Below are 304 nucleotides of genomic sequence, written 5' to 3' on the forward strand. Positions count from 1 at the left end.
GAGGTGATAACATGAAAAAAAACAAATGGGTGCTGCTTCTTATCGCTTTTGTTGCATTTTTGGTATTGGTTTATATTATTGGTGCTTGCCTTAATGCAACGGCAGAGGCATTGACAATTATTTCGCTCTGCATCGGCATACTGGTCATTTATTTAGTCGTAAAAGAAATCAAATCAAAATAAGGAAAGGAAAATGTGATCATGAGTACAAGAAAATTCATCAAAAAAATTACGGCGAGTCTGCTTTTTATTGCGGTTGTAATGTCGTTTGGCTTTCAGTCTGCCTTCGCTGAATCGAATTCACC

The 304-nt window shown here is 36.8% G+C and carries 1 protein-coding gene; it reads left to right on the top strand.

Annotation, left to right across the window (positions count from 1 at the left end):
* A partial coding sequence (locus P0G09_RS18390) for a hypothetical protein (protein ID WP_275253392.1) occupies window positions 1-182 on the top strand: 182 nt, incomplete at its 5' end.
* Window positions 183-304 lie beyond the last annotated feature (122 nt).

It is taken from the genome of Faecalibacterium sp. DFI.5.82, from assembly GCF_029076575.1.
GTDB lineage: Bacteria > Bacillota > Clostridia > Oscillospirales > Ruminococcaceae > Faecalibacterium > Faecalibacterium duncaniae.